General features: G+C 66.0%; 13 protein-coding genes. 3 read left to right on the top strand and 10 right to left on the bottom strand.

Annotated elements, in window-relative coordinates; genetic code table 11:
• Positions 1-5: 5 nt before the first annotated feature.
• The 7 genes from BLR29_RS22595 to BLR29_RS22625 form a co-directional block, all read right to left on the bottom strand.
• Complete coding sequence (locus BLR29_RS22595; RefSeq protein WP_092139784.1) at positions 6-263, bottom strand: acyl carrier protein; 258 nt, start codon at positions 261-263, stop codon at positions 6-8.
• 73 nt (positions 264-336) lie between these two features.
• Positions 337-606, bottom strand: a complete 270-nt coding sequence (locus tag BLR29_RS22600) for a phosphopantetheine-binding protein (RefSeq protein ID WP_092139786.1) — start codon at positions 604-606, stop codon at positions 337-339.
• On the bottom strand, positions 593-1,369 hold the full coding sequence (locus tag BLR29_RS22605; protein ID WP_092139788.1) for a lysophospholipid acyltransferase family protein: 777 nt from the start codon (positions 1,367-1,369) through the stop codon (positions 593-595). Before BLR29_RS22605 ends, BLR29_RS22600 begins: the two co-directional genes overlap by 14 nt.
• A complete protein-coding gene (locus BLR29_RS22610; protein ID WP_255371374.1) occupies positions 1,362-2,102 on the bottom strand; it encodes a beta-ketoacyl synthase chain length factor in 741 nt (246 codons plus the stop codon). Before BLR29_RS22610 ends, BLR29_RS22605 begins: the two co-directional genes overlap by 8 nt.
• A 523-nt stretch (positions 2,103-2,625) precedes the next feature.
• A complete protein-coding gene (gene fahA / locus BLR29_RS22615; protein ID WP_092139792.1) occupies positions 2,626-3,888 on the bottom strand; it encodes a fumarylacetoacetase in 1,263 nt (420 codons plus the stop codon).
• Positions 3,889-3,905: 17 nt separating this feature from the next.
• Positions 3,906-5,231: a homogentisate 1,2-dioxygenase gene (hmgA, locus tag BLR29_RS22620; RefSeq protein ID WP_092139794.1), complete on the bottom strand. Its 1,326-nt coding sequence runs from the start codon at positions 5,229-5,231 to the stop codon at positions 3,906-3,908.
• 607 nt (positions 5,232-5,838) lie between these two features.
• Positions 5,839-6,222, bottom strand: a complete 384-nt coding sequence (locus BLR29_RS22625; RefSeq protein WP_092139796.1) for a helix-turn-helix domain-containing protein — start codon at positions 6,220-6,222, stop codon at positions 5,839-5,841.
• Between the two features lie 283 nt (positions 6,223-6,505).
• Between BLR29_RS22625 and BLR29_RS22630 the strand changes: the two genes are divergently transcribed.
• The 3 genes from BLR29_RS22630 (at position 6,506) to BLR29_RS22640 (ending at position 9,037) form a co-directional block, all read left to right on the top strand.
• Complete coding sequence (locus BLR29_RS22630) at positions 6,506-7,126, top strand: TetR/AcrR family transcriptional regulator (protein ID WP_092139798.1); 621 nt, start codon at positions 6,506-6,508, stop codon at positions 7,124-7,126.
• A 205-nt stretch (positions 7,127-7,331) separates the two neighbouring features.
• Complete coding sequence (locus BLR29_RS22635) at positions 7,332-8,357, top strand: alpha/beta fold hydrolase (RefSeq protein WP_092140047.1); 1,026 nt, start codon at positions 7,332-7,334, stop codon at positions 8,355-8,357.
• 386 nt (positions 8,358-8,743) lie between these two features.
• Positions 8,744-9,037, top strand: coding sequence for a GYD domain-containing protein (locus tag BLR29_RS22640; protein ID WP_092140049.1), 294 nt, complete (start codon positions 8,744-8,746; stop codon positions 9,035-9,037).
• An 81-nt stretch (positions 9,038-9,118) separates the two neighbouring features.
• On the opposite strand, the gene BLR29_RS22645 is transcribed toward BLR29_RS22640, so the two are convergent.
• From BLR29_RS22645 to BLR29_RS22655, 3 genes are all read right to left on the bottom strand, one after another.
• Positions 9,119-10,135, bottom strand: coding sequence for a zinc-binding alcohol dehydrogenase family protein (locus BLR29_RS22645; protein WP_092139800.1), 1,017 nt, complete (start codon positions 10,133-10,135; stop codon positions 9,119-9,121).
• A 108-nt stretch (positions 10,136-10,243) separates the two neighbouring features.
• Positions 10,244-13,096, bottom strand: a complete 2,853-nt coding sequence (gene fdhF / locus BLR29_RS22650) for a formate dehydrogenase subunit alpha (RefSeq protein WP_092139802.1) — start codon at positions 13,094-13,096, stop codon at positions 10,244-10,246.
• The gene (locus BLR29_RS22655) at positions 13,093-14,820 is read right to left on the bottom strand and encodes an NADH-ubiquinone oxidoreductase-F iron-sulfur binding region domain-containing protein (RefSeq protein ID WP_092139804.1); all 1,728 of its coding nucleotides are present in this window, start codon (positions 14,818-14,820) and stop codon (positions 13,093-13,095) included. Before BLR29_RS22655 ends, fdhF begins: the two co-directional genes overlap by 4 nt.
• Between the last annotated feature and the right edge of the window lie 212 nt (positions 14,821-15,032).

A 15,032-nucleotide genomic window follows, 5' to 3' on the forward strand; every position in this document is an offset into this window, starting at 1 on the left:
GCGGGTCAGGCGGTGGCCGGCGAGTCGATCAGCTGCGCCAGCGCCTGCACCACGTCCTGCACGGTGCGCACGGACTTGAACTGCTCCGGCTTGAGCGGCTTGTTCAGCATCGGCTTGAGTTTGACCAGCAGGTCGACGGCGTCGATGCTGTCAATGTCGAGGTCGTCATACAGCCGGGCCTCGGGCGTGATGCGATCAGGCGCGATCTCGAAGGTTTCTTCGAGAACCGCCGCCACGCGCGCGAAGATTTCGTCTTGCGTCATGGTAAGGGCTCCATGTTGCCGGCCAGTCCTGTCCGGCCGGTTCGATCGATTCAGTCGGTTCGGTCGGTTCGCGTCAGGCCGGGGCCTGGCCACGCTGCGACGCCACGAACGCCGCCAGGGCAGAAACGCTGGCAAAGCGCGCGCGAATCTCTTCCTTGTCGCCGTTCATCGTGATGCCGTAGCGCTTCTGCAGCGCGAGGCCCAGTTCCAGCGCGTCGATCGAGTCGAGGCCCAAGCCTTCGATGAACAGCGGCGCCGTGGTGTCGATATCGTCCGCCGCCACATCCTCGAGGGACAGCGACGAGATGATCAGTTCCTTGATTTCTTGCTCAAGCGCCTTCACGGCGGATCTCCCTGGAGAAAAACTCTGATAGTGACTGGGTCAGCTGGCGCACGGCCATGGCGTCGTCCGTGCCCGCGGGCACCCAGTCCGCCACGTTCACGTCGGGGCGAACGTCGATGACGAACCGTGGCCGGCGCACCGGCACGTGGTACCACTTCTCGCCCTTGGTCAGCGTGGGCGGTTCACAGCGGATGACGACCGGCGTCAGCGCAAAGCCACCGCGCACGGCCACGTTGGCCGCGCCGCGCTGCAATTGCAGCGGCTGGCCCGGTCGTGTGCGGGTGCCTTCCGGAAAAATGATGAGGTTGTTGCCGGCCCGCAGCGATGCGATGCAGTCGTCCACCATGGCGGCGCCGCTGTCATTGCGCACCCAGCCGGTGGCCAGCACGGGGCCGCGCGTGAACGGATTGCGCACAAGGCCGGACTTGACCACGCAGTCGGCGCGACGCGTCAGCGCCATCAGGAAGACGACATCGATCAGCGACGGATGGTTGGCCACGATCAGCAGTCCGTTGCGTTGCAGGCGATCGGCATGGCGAATTTCGAATCGGATCACGCCCACCGTATGCATCAGCCACAGGAACAGGCGGAATGCGTGGTGCACGACGCCGCGGCTGGCGCGCTGGCGCGCCTCGACGGACCACGGCAGCAGCGACAGCACCGGAAACACGAGCACGCGCAGGAACAGCCCGCCCACGCCGAAGCTGGAAAAGCAGAAGCCGGTGGCGCACACGCGCCAGGCGCGGTCGATCCGTTCAACCATGGCGTTGCCACCTCCAGGTCGCGCGCTCGCCGCAGTGGCGTAGTTCGGGCTCGCCGGCCAGCATGAAGCGCAGGACGTCGAGCCCGTGCGGCAGGATGGGATGGGCGGTGTCAGGGTCCGCGCCGGTGCGGGCGGCTTCCACCTCCAGACGCCACAGTGGCTCGCCGGCACGCGGCCGGCCAATGCGCCAGGCCCAGCCAAACAGGCAGCCGGGTTCGTCGGCGAACTCGGCATAGGCTTCGGGCAACGGGGCGTCGTAACAGACCAGCAGGACGTCTTCGGCGCCGTCGGCCAGCAGGCCGCAGGCCTCTACCACGGCGGTCTCCACGGTGTCCCGCCCGGCCGCCAGGGCCTGGAGGTTGGAGGCATCGCCACGGTCGATCGTAAACATCGCGCCAATGGCGTTGTGTACGGACAAACCGAACGCGGTTGGCGACAGCGGCTGCGCGGCAGCCAGTTCGCTCAGCATTTCGAAGGCGCGGCGGGTATCGCCGTGGCGGGAAGCAAACACGGCGGGCATGGCCGGCGTGTGCTCGGGGGTGATGTCGTAGGCGGGATGCAGCGCGGCGCGGCCGATGGCATTGACGCGCCGACGCAACATCGGCGCCATCGCGGCGAGTGTGGGCAAGTCCGAGCCGTCGGGCAGCCAGGGAGCCTGGCTCCATGCCTGCCATGCTTCAGGAGACTGCAATGCCGGCGCACAGGCCGCCCATGCGCGAATTCCGAATTCCATTGCCATGCCGTGCGCGGTGGGTGGAAAGTGAGCCCGGCGCCCCGCCCGATGCGTTTGGCGACACGACGTCTGGACGCGATGCACGCGCACCAGACCACGCGCCAAGGCGCGACCCGGGGATAACTCCGTATTTCCCTGAAATTAATATCGAAATCCGAGGATTTCGCCGAATTTAGTTATTTAACCACCCGATGGCCGAGATCTGGATCGACCACATCGAATCAGTGCCGAAGGATGCGGCCCGTAGACTTAACGGCCGGCACCAGACATTACTGAGCCGCCGTGTCGGGGGGTATTGGCGGGGCCGGAGCTGGGCCGGCGACCCCCGCCCAAAGTCGGGTATGCCACCAGCGCGGCGAACTTCGCCCCACTTTTTTTGTCAGGGCCGAATTCTCGCATAAAGCGGCGCGCTCAGGCTATGCAGGAAAGTAAGCGGGGTGCGCAAATGTAACGAGGGCGGGACAGCCCTTGTATGGCCGCCCCGCCCTGTCAAATGGGTCCGATCCGGAACGATAGCAGGCGCTCAGGGCGCCGGCAGGATCTTGCCCGAAACCTCACCAAAGCCCACCCGGAATCCGTCGCCCTGGCACCAGCCGGTCATAATGACGCTGTCGCCATCTTCCAGGAACCCGCGGCGGCTGCCATCGGCCAGCGTCAGGGGCTCGGCACCGTTGCGCGTGGCCTCCAGCAAGCTGCCATAGGAGTCAGGCGTGGTGCCGCTGATGGTGCCGGAGCCCATCAGGTCCCCAACCCGCACATTGCAGCCGGACACCGTATGGTGGGCCAGCTGTTGCGCCATGGTCCAGTACATCGCCTTGAAGTTGGTTCGGCAGATGGTCGCCGCCGCCGGCGCACCGGCCGGCCGCAGCGCAACTTCCAGTGCGATGTCGTAGGCGTTCCGGGTTTTTTGCCGGAGGTAGGGCAACGGCTCCGGTGACTGGGCCGGGTTGTCGCGGCGGAACGGCTCCAGCGCGTCCATCGTCACCACCCACGGCGAGATTGACGTGCCGAACGTCTTGCTGTTGAACGGACCCAGCGGCACGTATTCCCATTGCTGGATATCGCGTGCGCTCCAGTCGTTCAGGATCACCATGCCGAACATGTGCGCCGGCGCATCCGCCGTGCTCACGGGTTCGCCCAGCTCGGACGGCTTGCCGACGATAAAGCCCATCTCCAGCTCGTAGTCCAGCTTGCGGCACGGGCCAAAGATGGGGCGCGCTTCGTTGGGCAGCTTGATCTGGCCATTGGGCCGGCGCAGTGCCGTGCCGCTTACCACCACGGAACTGGCGCGGCCGTTGTAGCCAATCGGGATTTCCAGCCAGTTCGGCAGCAGCGCATTCTCGGGATCGCGGAACATGCGGCCAACGTTGGTCGCATGCTCGCGCGACGAGTAGAAATCCGTGTAGCCCGGAATCTCGACCGGCAGGTGGAGCGTGGCGGCGGCCATCGGCACCAGCACCTTGTCGCGCAGTGCCGCGTTGCCGGAAAGCGCCGCGTCGGCATCGGACAGCAGCGCGGTCAGGCGCGCGCGCGTTTCCGTCCACACGGGCTTGCCCAGCGCGATAAATCGATTGAGGCTGGCTTCTGCAAAGGCGCCCTTCGCGGCGACGGGAAGCAGGCCGGCGTCATCCAGCGCGGCCAGGTCGAGCACATACGTGCCAATCGCCACGCCCACGCGCGGTGACTGGCCGTTCGCCGAAAAAACGCCATACGGCAGGTTCTGCAACGGGAAATGGGTCAGGCCGTCGTTGGCCGATTCGACCCAGCTGGTCTTGGGGGCAGTCATCGTTAAAACTCCGGAAATCAGCGCACGTTCGGGTTGAAATGCTTCTTCAGGCCTTGCCAGCAGGTGTAGTAGTCATGCTGCAGCTGAGCCGACTCCGCCGCGTACGGCGTGGGCCGGATGACGCCCGGGGTTTCGAACATGAACGCCATGGTGTCGGTGATGTGGTGCGGCGCGCTGGTATCCGCCGCCGTGGCGCGTTCGAAGGTCTCCGCATCGGGACCGTGGCCGCTCATGCAGTTATGCAGGCTGGCGCCGCCCGGAGCGAAGCCCTCGGCCTTCGCATCGTAGACACCGGCAATCAGGCCCATGAACTCGCTGGCCACGTTGCGGTGGAACCAGGGCGGACGGAATGTGTTCTGGGCGGGCAGCCAGCGCGGGCCGAAGATCACGAAGTCGATGGTGTCCACGCCGGGCGTGTCCGAAGGCGCCTGGAGCACCAGGAAGATCGACGGATCCGGATGGTCGAAGCTGATCGAACCGATGGTGTTGAAGCGTCGCAGGTCGTATTTGTATGGCGCGTAGTTGCCGTGCCACGCCACCACGTCCAGCGGTGAATGGCCGATATCGGCACGCCACAGGTTGCCCTGGAACTTCGCCACCAGCTCGAACGTGCCTTCGCGGTCTTCGTAGCGGGCTACCGGCGTGAGGAAGTCGCGCGGGTTGGCGAGGCCATTGGAGCCGATCACGCCCAGGTCCGGCAGCTTGAAGAGCGCGCCGTAGTTTTCGCAGATATAGCCGCGCGCTTCGCCGTCGGGTAACTCGACGCGGAAACGCACGCCACGCGGGATCACCACGATTTCTTGCGGCTCAACGGCCAGCCGGCCCATCTCCGTCTCGATCAGCAGGCGCCCCTGCTGCGGCACGATCAGCATCTCGCCGTCGGCGTTATAGAAAAAGCGATCCTGCATCGGCCGATTGGCCAGATACAGGTGGAGGCCGCAGCCGGTCAGCGCTTCCGGGCCACCATTGCCGGCCATGGTGACGATACCGTCGACGAAGTCCGTCGGCGCCGCAGGCATGGTGGGCGGGCTCCAGCGCATCTGGTTGGGCGACGGGGGTACCTCGTCGAAACGGCTGAGCCAGCGGCCCTGATCGATGCGGGTGAATGGTTTGTGCATCGCCGCCGGACGGATGCGATATAGCCACGAGCGGCGATTGTGGGCGCGCGGCGCAGTGAATGCCGTGCCGGACAGTTGTTCGGCATACAGGCCGTATGGGGCGCGCTGGGGCGAGTTTTGCCCGACGGGCAGCGCCCCCGGCAAGGCCTCCGTGGCGAACTCGTTCGCAAAGCCGGACAGGTAGCCGGCGGTGGTGTCCGCCACGTTCAGTTGGGTCTGGGTCATGAAGTCTTCCTCTCGCATCCGGCGGCACGCTGGCCACCTTGCCTTGGCGCTACTTTCCTGGCGCTATGTTTTTGACGCTGCTTTCCTGGCGCGGATGCCTTCGCGCACCTGGAACAATGCCGGCAGTTCGCCGGGCAAACCTGCGGATGTTGTCTCCGCTCTTCTCATGTCGCCACGTTCACGCCATGCCGGGTCAGCGCATGAAATTACGAATAGCGAAATCGATTTACCATATCGTAATCACGGTTCTGACGCATGTCAAACCACAAATACAGTAGGCGAACGTGGCGTGACCTGGGCTGCGCACGTCAGACGCCGGGGGAAATCAGGTAAGGAAAAACGGGGGCGGATCGGTGAAACCGCGGGAACGGAAAGGAATGCGGGGGGCGAAGCGAGGGGATGCGGGAGAGACAAGCAGATCGACATGCGATTCCGCAGCGCGGCGTCGCACACACTGCCGGGATCGACAGTGCCGAACCGCACTCAGGCGGCAAGACGCCGGACAAACCGACACGACGGGTTGCGTCGCGTCAGGCTTATCCGACAATGGGTATCCGGCAACCCTGCGGGACGGTGTCCCGCCTGATTGCAACGGACACGGCAGACATCACATGGGCTTGTGGCCCTCCCCGGCATTGGGTCCGGGGCCGAATCCGCCTGACGCGGGCGCCGCGGCAGCCGGGGCCGCGGCGGCCGGCTGGCCGGCCATCGAGGCTGCTGTGACGCCGCCATTGCGGCTGGCGATGAATGCGTTTACGTCTGCGGCAAGATGCTGCGGAGCCAGTACGACTTCCAGACCAAGCGCCTCACAGGCCGCAAGGAAGGTTGACATACGCGGATCGGCCTGACCCGACTCTGCCCGCAGATAGGCTTCGCGGGAAATCCCGGCCTTACGGGCGACGTCCTCCTGCTTGAGCTTGCGCGCTCGACGCAACGCCCGCAGTTGCCGGAACGGTTCGCTAGCGCCTCTTGGCACGGCTGTACTGTTCATGTCGGTCTCCAGTCACCAGTGAAAAAAAAGTGCGCGGACGTGCATTCGAGTATAGAGCACGTAAAGCGTTCCGTAAGGTCATGTGTGGAACACTTTTGCAGATTTCTTATGATGGCTTGATCTCGCCGTTTGGACCCTCGTCCAAAAGACGGATAAAGCACAACTTCCTCCTCCCGCCATCACATAACGGGACCGTCCGCTTTGCGTTGACGTCACATCAGTATTGTCGATGTGTGGAGTAAGGCAAGTTGACAAACCGACCGGTCGTGCTAATCTGCATTCCATGCAGAAAGGCCAACTCACTCGCACCGCCATCATCGAACAAGCACTCCTGTCGGCCACCCGGGTCGGCTTCGAGCAGCTTTCGCTCGCCGATCTGGCGGCGGACACGAACATGTCCAAGAGCGGACTGTATGCGCATTTCAAGTCGAAAGAGGCGCTGCAGGAGGCCGTGCTGGACCGCGCGGCGGAGCGCTTCAGCGAGATCGTCGTCCAGCCAGCGATGCGGCAGCCACGCGGCATTCCGCGTCTGCAAGGTCTGTTCGACGGCTATATGGTGTGGCTGGGCGGGACGGTGACGGAAGGTCGGTGCCTCTTCATGGCGCTGTCCCAGGAATACCGTGACAAGCCCGGCATTATTCGCGACAAGGTGGTGCAGTCGTTCAAGGACTGGCACAGCACGATCGGCCGAGTGATCAATGACGCGGTCGACGAGGGCGATCTTCGCGCGGACACCGATCCGCGTCAGTTCGCGTTCGAGATGGCCGGCATCGGCATGTCATTCCAGTCATCGTTCAAGCTGATGGGCCGCAGTGACGCCGAAGCGATGGCGCGACGCGCGTTTGCCAGGTTGCTGAGCGACGTGCGGACGGCGCAAGCCGCAGAACCGGCGTCCGCAAACTGAGATTCGGGACGGCGCCAGCGTCGTCCGCCAGGTTTTCCAGCCGATGCGCACAGGGCATGCGCGCGGTGTATCCAACGACATTTTTGTCGTCTTTTATTGCCCGAAAAATAGCACGACTGGTCGGTCGTAGATTACAAAAAATGACACAGTCAGAGCAACTGTGCCGCCGATCGCGTTGACAAGAGATCAGTTGGAGGTGTTCGCCGTGTCGCAAGTGCTGTCTTCTGCATCCCCACCAGGCGCCGTCGCGCCATCCGATGAAACAGGGATCGATCGTCCGTCGCCCGCCGTTTCCCCGGTCAAACGTTTTCAAACTATCGCTCTGGCCTGGCAAAGATTGCGTTGGCAGACCGGTGGATGGCTCCATCCCGCCGCCACTGCGCGAGCACTGGAGCGTCTCTGGTTCAGTCCCCCGCGCAGCAAGACCAGTGGCCCGGGCCTGCGCCTGCTGGATTCCGCACGCAGCGAGTGGGCGCTGGTGACCGGCCAGGGGGCCAGCCGGCGCGTGCGCGTGTACCGCTGGGGCAGCCAGGGTCCAGTAGTCCTGCTCGCCCACGGATGGGGCGGCAATGCCGGCCAGTGGCACGCAGTCGTCCACGCATTGCTTGCCGCCGGAATGCGCGTGGTGGCGTTCGACGCCCTCTCGCATGGTGCATCGGATGCCGGCGCTCGCGGGCAGGACCAGACTTCCATCCTGGAGATGACTCGCTCCCTGCTTGCCGTGGCCTGGCACGTGGGGCCGGTACATGCTGTCATCGCGCACTCGCTGGGTGGGGCCGCCGCGGCGCAGGCGATTCGCGAAGGCTTGCCGCTGAAGGGCGCGGTGATGATCGGCTCCCCAGCGGACATGTACAGCGCCTGCTCGACGCTGGCCTGGCAACTGGGCATCGCCCCGCACGTGCTGGCGCGCATGCAGCGCCGTAGCGAACAATGGCTGGGCACGTCCTGGTCGACCTTCAACGTGCCCGATATCGGCCGGACCCGGCCCGTGCCCCCCGTATTGGTCGTCCACGATCGGCACGACAAGGAAGTGCGATGGGAAGACGGCGCCGCCATTGCTGGTGCCTGGCCACAGGCTCGGCTCGTGACGACGACAGGCCTGGGACACCGGCGAATACTGCAGGACGACGGGGTGATCGAGCAGGTGGCGCGCTTCGTGACAGACCTGACCTCGACGGCGCCGACGCCGGCGTCGCAAGGGGTTGCTGCGGGCACGGCACTTCCCGTCTGATTCCCCTTTCTCCCCTTTTCCTGATAGCAGGAAAACCGAGGGCCGGCGCTGCGCGAGCAGCCCGGCCCTTTCTATTGGTTTCCTCAACGCTTGGCGGTTAATTGCGAATATCACACCAACAGCAGTACCCGCAAACCCGCCGCTTCAGGCACTTCAAGGTTGCAACCACTGCGTCGATTTGCGCCACCGCTTTGGCCGGTGGGCGCGATCAATCCGCCCGCGACCGACCATTTACCGCCCTTGGCGCGCGATATGCGTCAACGCGCAATGGTTCCCTGGCCGGCACGCACCCAGCTTGCTTGCGTCGCGATGGCTCCGGCCCGGAACCCGTCGCCACCATGCCAGCGCGCAGTCGGCGGCGTGTCATGAACCTGCCGGAGATCATCATGACCCGATACATCGTGCTTGCCAGCTTTACCGACCAAGGCATCCGTGCCGTCAAGGACACGACCAAGCGCGCGGCCTACGTCCGCGAAATGGGACAGCAGTTCGGCGTGCAAATGAAAGATATCTACTGGACGCTAGGCGCCTACGACCTCGTGCTGACGCTGGAGGCTCCCGATGACGCGACCATGACCGCATTCGGGCTGTCAATCGGCCAGGCCGGCAATGTCCGCACCCAAACCCTGCGGGCCTTCTCGATGGACGATATGAACGACATCCTCGCCAAGATGAAGTGAAGGCAGCGCGGGCCCGCCGTTACTGCTCCGGGACGGTGGCGGGCCCTTCCCTGCCCGCTTGCCTCGGCTGACGGCAGGGCGTCAGAACCCCGACAGCACAAGCTTGCCGATGGTCTGGCCGCCTTCGAGCAGGGCGTGCGCGCGACGCAGGTTGGCCGCGTTGATCGTGCCCAGATTCTCGCCCACGGTGGTCTGCACCCGGCCAGCGTCGATCAGTCTCGCCACCTCGTTGAGCAACCGGTGTTGCGCGATCATGTCCGGCGTGCCGAACATCGCGCGCGTGAACATGAATTCCCACACGAACGTGGCGCTCTTGCTCTTGAGCAGGCCCACCGGCAACTCACGGGCATTCTCGACGATCGAGCAGATCTTGCCTTGCGGGGCGATGGCGTCGGCCATGGCGTTGAAATGGCGATCCGTGTCGTTGAAGCAAAGGATGTAGTCGACGTTTTCAAACCCGAGCGCACGCAGCTGCGCCGGGATATCGCCACGGTGGTCGATCGTGTGGTCTGCCCCCAGGCGGCGGCACCAGGCTTCCGACTCCGGCCGTGACGCCGTGGCAATCACGGTCAGGCCGGCCAACACCTTGGCCAGCTGGATGCCGATCGACCCCACGCCGCCCGCACCGCCGATGATCAGCACCGATCGGCCGGCATCCTCGCCCTTGGGCGAGACGCCCAGGCGATCGAACAGCGCCTCCCACGCGGTGATCGCGGTCAGCGGCAATGCCGCCGCCTGCGAGAAGTCCAGCGAGGCCGGCTTGTGGCCCACGATACGTTCATCGACGAGATGGAACTCGCTGTTGGTCCCCGGCCGCGTGATGCTGCCGGCGTAGAACACGGGATCGCCCACCTTGAACAGCGTGACGTCCGGACCCACGGCCACCACCGTTCCGGCGGCATCCCACCCCAGCACGCGCGGCGCGTCCTCGACCTTTTCCTTCGGCGCGCGGACCTTGGTGTCCACGGGATTCACGGCAATTGCCTCCACCTTGACCAGCAGGTCGCGCCCGGTGGCAACGGGCTGGGCGATCTCCACGTCGACGAGCGACAGGGGGTCGTTGATGGGCAGGTAACGGGTCAGGCCGATAGCTTTCATGGCAGGCATCCTTTCCGGGGATATGAGCAGATGCCTGCATGGTAATCGACCGCGATCCAAACGATTAGCGGGAAAATTCCGCAATCACTTTCCCGGTTTTCCGGAAACTCACCGAACTACTGGCGCCAAAGGCGCCAGGATCTGGCCGCCGCCAAAGCTGAGCTGCGCAGGCACCTCACCCCCAAGCGTCATCCGGACCGCACAGTACTTGAACTCCGGAATCTTGCCGAACGGGTCCAGAACCGGGTTAGTCAGCTTGTTGATGGCCGCCTCGTAGTAGCAGAACGGCACGAACACGGCACCGCGCGGCGTCCCGTCGTCGGCACGGGCGTACAGCGACACGCACCCGCGCCGCGAGGCCAGCGTGATGACATCGCCCGGCTGCGCGCCCAGCGCGGCCAGGTCCAGCGGATGCACCAGTGCCACGGGATCCGGCTCGATCGCGTCCAGCACGCCGGCGCGCCGCGTCATGCTGCCCGTGTGCCAGTGCTCCAGCTGGCGCCCGGTGATCAGCACGACGGGGTACTCCGCATCGGGCCGTTCGGCGGCCGGAATGATGTCGGCCGGCACAATGCGCCCGCGCCCGGTCGCGGTCGGGAAGTGATCAGTGAAAATCACCGGCTCGCCCGGATCGCCCTCGGCCCGGCACGGATACGTTACCGCGTGCTCGCGCTGCAGCCTCTCCCAGGTCACACCGGCGATACTCGGCATGGCCCGCCGCATTTCATCGAAGACATCCGCCACGGCGGCGGCGGCGTTGCCATGTCCGTAATCCCAGGGCAAACCGAGCCGCGCCGCCAGCTCGCACAGGATCCACAGGTCCTGGCGCGCCTGGCCGGGCGGCTCCAGCGCCTGGCGCCCCAGCTGCACGGTGCGATCGGTATTGGTGAACGTCCCGGTCTTCTCCGGGAATGCCGACGCCGGCAGCACCACGTCCGCCAGGCAGGCGGTCTCCGTCAGGAAGATGTCCTGCACCACCAGGTGGTCGAGCGCCGCCAGGGCCTCGCGGGCATGCTGGGCGTCCGGATCGGACATCGCCGGGTTTTCACCCATGATGTACATGCCGCGCACCGAACCGGCCTCGATGGCCTGCATCACCTCCACCACCGTCAAGCCAGGCTGCGGGTCCAGCGGGGTTCCCCATAGCGCCTCGAAGGCGGCCATGGCGACGGGATCGTCGACGCGCCGGTAGTCGGGATACATCATCGGGATCAGCCCCGCATCGGACGCGCCCTGCACGTTGTTCTGCCCGCGCAGCGGATGCAGCCCGGTCCCGGGCCGGCCGATCTGGCCCGTCATCAGCGCCAGCGCGATCAGGCAGCGCGCGTTATCGGTGCCGTGCACATGCTGCGATACGCCCATGCCCCACAGGATCATCGACGCCCGGGACGTGGCATAGAGCCGGGCCACCTCGCGAATCGTCTCCGCATCGATCCCGCACACCGGCGCCATGACTTCCGGACTGTAGGGGGCCACGTTACGCACCAGGTCCTCATAGCCGATGGTGCGCGAGGCGATGAATCCGGCGTCGACCAGCCCCTCCTCGACGATGACATGCATCATCGCGTTGAGCAGCGCCACGTCGGTATCGGCCTGGAACTGCAGGTAGCGATGGGCATAGCGCGCGAGGTCCGAGCGCCGCGGATCGGCCACGATCAGCCTGGTGCCATTGCGCACCGCGTTCTTGATCCAGCTGGCCGCCACCGGATGATTGACCGAGGGATTGGCGCCGATCAGCAGCACCACCTCCGCGCGACCCACATCCATCACGGGATTGGACACCGCTCCCGAGCCGATGCCCTCCAGCAGCGCCGCCACCGACGACGCGTGGCACAGGCGCGTGCAGTGATCGACATTGTTGCTGCCAAACCCGGTCCGCACGAGCTTCTGGAACAGGTACGCTTCCTCGTTGCTGCACTTCGCAGAGCCAAATCCGGCCAGCGCCCGGCCGCCATGGGTATCGCGGATCCGGGCCAGGCCACCCGCGGCCAGCGCCAGCGCCTCGTCCCAGGTTGCCTCGCGGAAAACCTCCATCACGCGATCGGGATCCAGCACGATGTCCGCCGACTTCGGCACGCCCTCCCGCCGCACCAGCGGCACCGTCAGCCGGTGCGGATGCTGCGCATAGTCAAACCCGTACCGCCCCTTCACGCACAATCGCTGATGGTTGGCCGGGCCGTCCCGGCCTTCGACAAACAGGATCCGGTTGTCCTTGACGTGGTAGGTCAGCTGGCAGCCCACGCCGCAATACGGGCAGACCGAGTCGACCTGCTTGTCCGGCACGGCCAGCGCCGCATCGCGAGCCGGCATCAGCGCCCCGGTCGGACAGGCCTGCACGCACTCGCCGCAGGCCACGCAGGTGGACGCGCCCATGGGGTCGGCCATGTCGAAGACGATGCTGGCCTGGTCACCCCGGAATGCCAGCCCGATGACGTCGTTGGCCTGCTCGTCGCGGCAGGCCCGCACGCAGCGCGTGCACTGGATGCAGGCATCCAGGTTGACGGCGATCGCCGGATGCGACAGATCGGCGCGCACGGCATCGCGCGGCGCAAAGCGTGGCTTGCCCACCGCCAAGCGGGCGGCCCATTCCTCCAGCTCACTGTGACGCGTGTAATGCGTTTCGGGCATGTCCGACTGCAGCAACTCCAGCACCATGCGCTGGGCCCGGCGTGCGCGGTCGGAATCGGTCCGCACCGTCATGCCCTGCGCGGGCGCGCGGCAGCAGGACGGCGCCAGCACGCGCTCGCCATCGATCTCGACCATGCAGGCGCGACAATTGCCGGCGGCATCGAGCCCCTCCTTGTAGCAGAGGTGCGGCACATCGATGCCTTCGCGCTGGGCCACCTGCAGCAGCGTCTCGCCCGGGCGCGCGGTGACGTCGCGGCCATCGATCCGGAACGAGATATCAGCATCGGAAGATGCCTGGACGAGCGCGTGTTCGGCGCGGGTCAGTGCATTCATGGCTGGCCCTCCCCGGCCGAAAGCTCATGCGGAAAGTAACGGATTACGCAGTCCACCGGATTCGGCGCCGCCTGCCCAAGCCCGCAGATCGATGCATCGCGCATGACGGCCGACAGGTCCGCCAGCGTCTCCACATCCCATTGCGGCTGGCGGATCAGTTCCAGCGTCTTGGCGGTGCCGGCACGGCAAGGCGTGCACTGGCCGCAGGACTCGGTCCGGAAAAAATGCATCAGGTTGCGCGCGGCGTCGACCGCGCGGTCCTGGTCGGACAGGATCACGACCGCCGCCGAACCGATAAAGCAGCCGTACGGCTGCAGCGTATCGAAATCGAGCGGGATGTCACCCATCGCGGCAGGCAGGATGCCGCCCGACGCGCCGCCCGGCAGATAGCCGTAGAACGCGTGGCCGTCCAGCATGCCGCCGCAGTATTCGTCGATCAGCTCCCGCACGGTGATGCCGGCGGGCGCCACATGCACGCCGGGCCGGCGCACGCGGCCGGACACCGAGAACGACCGCAGGCCCTTGCGTCCGTGCCGGCCCTGTCCGGCAAACCAGTCGGCGCCCTTTTCGACGATCTCGCGCACCCAGTACAGGGTCTCGAAGTTGTGTTCCAGCGTCGGCCGCCCGAACAGCCCGACCTGCGCCACGTAGGGCGGGCGCAGCCGGGGCATGCCCCGCTTGCCTTCGATCGACTCGATCATGGCCGATTCCTCGCCGCAAATATAGGCGCCGGCGCCACGCCGCAGGTGAATCTCGGGCAGGTCCGGGATGGGCGGGTCCTCGCGCAACTGGCGCAGCGCCGCGGTCAATACCGCGCGGCAGCCGGCGTATTCATCCCGCAGGTACACGTAGATCTCCGCCACCTCGGTCACCTGCGCGGCAATCAGCATGCCCTCCAGGAATCGGTGCGGATCCCGCTCCAGGTAGACCCGGTCCTTGAACGTGCCCGGTTCGCCCTCATCGATATTGACGGCCATCAGCCGCGGCGCGGGCTCGGCCCGCACGATCCGCCATTTGCGCCCGGTGGGAAAACCCGCCCCGCCCAGACCGCGCAAGCCGGAATCCTCCATCGTGCGGATCAGCGCGTCGGCGTCCGTCTGCCCGCTGGCGAGCGCCTGCAACAGGCGATATCCGCCTTGCGCGCGATACGTGCGATCGTCGATCCAGGGTTCCGGGTCGTGCCGCACGGTGCCGGCCGTCACGCAGGCCTGGACGGCGTCTTCACTGGCCCTGTCCACGGGATGCTGGCCAACCAGCACGGCCGGCGCGCGTTCGCAGCGGCCGATGCACGGCGCCGCCACCACGCGGACATCCGCACCAAGCAGCGCCGGCAACCGGTCCAGCAGCGGCCGCGCCCCGGACATTTCGCACGCGATGCCTTCGCATACCCGCACCGTCAGGGCGGGCGGCGCGGCGATACGGCCATCGGCGTCCTCTCGCACGAGATCGAAATGGTGATAGAAACTGGCGACCTCGAAGACCTCGGCCTGAGCCATCCGCATCTCCTGCGCCAGCGCGGCGAGGTGCGGCAGTGCCAGCTGGCCGAAATGGTCCTGGATTGCGTGCAGGTGCTCGATCAAGAGGTCCCGGCGGCGTGGGGCGTCGCCGAGCAACTGCCGGACTTCGGACCGCGCGGCGGGGTCGACCTGCCGGCCCTTGGGCTGGCGGCGCTTGCGCTCGCGACCCGCGCCCTCCACCGCGATGGGAATCACAACCTGGTTCATGGGGGTCCTGTCGATTGTCAGTCGCCGGCTATGCTGCCGGCTAAGGTGCTGCCTCACCGCGCGTCAGGTAACGCACGGCTTCAACGTCTGTTTCGGATGCGGTGCAAATGCGCTTCGATCATACCTCCGGGATGGCGGCACGAATTGGCGCATCGCACCAATCGCACTGGCCAATCGCTGGACAATCGGACCGGCTCACCGCACAAGCAAGT

This window comes from Cupriavidus sp. YR651, assembly GCF_900101625.1.
GTDB lineage: Bacteria > Pseudomonadota > Gammaproteobacteria > Burkholderiales > Burkholderiaceae > Cupriavidus.

Excerpts from the sequence above, each read along its gene's own strand:
- BLR29_RS22595 (WP_092139784.1), bottom strand. The coding sequence starts at position 263 with ATGACGCAAGACGAAATCTTCGCGCGCGTGGCGGCGGTTCTCGAAGAA.
- BLR29_RS22605 (WP_092139788.1), bottom strand. The coding sequence starts at position 1,369 with ATGGTTGAACGGATCGACCGCGCCTGGCGCGTGTGCGCCACCGGCTTC.
- BLR29_RS22610 (WP_255371374.1), bottom strand. The coding sequence starts at position 2,102 with ATGGAATTCGGAATTCGCGCATGGGCGGCCTGTGCGCCGGCATTGCAG.
- fahA (WP_092139792.1), bottom strand. The coding sequence starts at position 3,888 with ATGACTGCCCCCAAGACCAGCTGGGTCGAATCGGCCAACGACGGCCTG.
- hmgA (WP_092139794.1), bottom strand. The coding sequence starts at position 5,231 with ATGACCCAGACCCAACTGAACGTGGCGGACACCACCGCCGGCTACCTG.
- BLR29_RS22625 (WP_092139796.1), bottom strand. The coding sequence starts at position 6,222 with ATGAACAGTACAGCCGTGCCAAGAGGCGCTAGCGAACCGTTCCGGCAA.
- BLR29_RS22630 (WP_092139798.1), top strand. The coding sequence starts at position 6,506 with ATGCAGAAAGGCCAACTCACTCGCACCGCCATCATCGAACAAGCACTC.
- BLR29_RS22640 (WP_092140049.1), top strand. The coding sequence starts at position 8,744 with ATGACCCGATACATCGTGCTTGCCAGCTTTACCGACCAAGGCATCCGT.
- BLR29_RS22645 (WP_092139800.1), bottom strand. The coding sequence starts at position 10,135 with ATGAAAGCTATCGGCCTGACCCGTTACCTGCCCATCAACGACCCCCTG.
- fdhF (WP_092139802.1), bottom strand. The coding sequence starts at position 13,096 with ATGAATGCACTGACCCGCGCCGAACACGCGCTCGTCCAGGCATCTTCC.
- BLR29_RS22655 (WP_092139804.1), bottom strand. The coding sequence starts at position 14,820 with ATGAACCAGGTTGTGATTCCCATCGCGGTGGAGGGCGCGGGTCGCGAG.